This window comes from Streptomyces sp. DH12 (assembly GCF_020873895.1).
In the GTDB taxonomy this organism is placed as follows: Bacteria; Actinomycetota; Actinomycetes; order Streptomycetales; family Streptomycetaceae; genus Streptomyces.
In genome coordinates, this window is record NZ_JAHWGT010000351.1 from 1 (window position 1) to 668 (window position 668).

Here is a 668-nt window from a genome sequence, read left to right on the forward strand (position 1 = left end):
GGCCGGGTGGACTACTGGCTGGGACGGGTCACGGACTTCTTCCTGGCCTTCCCGAGCCAGCTGTTCTTCATCGCCTTCATGCCCGTCGTGACCGCCATGTTCGTCTCCCCCGCGGACGAGACCCCCACCTATCTGCGGGCCGTGGCGATCATCCTGGTGATGTGGTTCCTCGGCTGGATGGGCCTGGCCCGTCTGGTGCGCAGTTCCGTACTGTCGCTGGCGGAGAGGGAGTTCGTGGAGGCGGCCAAGGTGTCCGGTGCTTCTCCCTGGCGCATCGTGCGCAAGGAGATCCTGCCGAACATCGTCACCCCGATCCTGGTGCAGGCCACCTACATCCTCCCCAGCACGATCCTCACCATCGCCTTCCTCTCGTTCATCGGTGTCGGCTTCGTCGAGCCGACCCCCGACTGGGGCCGGATGTTCGCCGTCGGCGCCGACGTGTACGAGCAGGACCCGATGTTCATGTTCTTCCCGGGCGTGGCGCTGGTGACCTTCGTTCTCGCCTTCAACCTTCTCGGAGACTCCGTCCGGGACGCTTTCGACCCCAAGACCGGACGCTAACCGTCCATTGGTGGTGGGGGAGCTGCCGCCCCCGTGCCGGGTGACCGGACCGTCAGGCAGCACTCGTGGACAACTAACGACAGGTAGGTGCATCGGCATCATGAAGC

Annotated in this window: 1 protein-coding gene; it reads left to right on the forward strand. The window is 65.1% G+C overall.

Annotated elements, in window-relative coordinates; genetic code table 11:
* Positions 1–561, forward strand: a 561-nt coding sequence (locus LPA54_RS34495) for an ABC transporter permease (protein WP_228984587.1), incomplete at its 5' end; no start/stop codon positions are given.
* Positions 562–668: the final 107 nt, after the last annotated feature.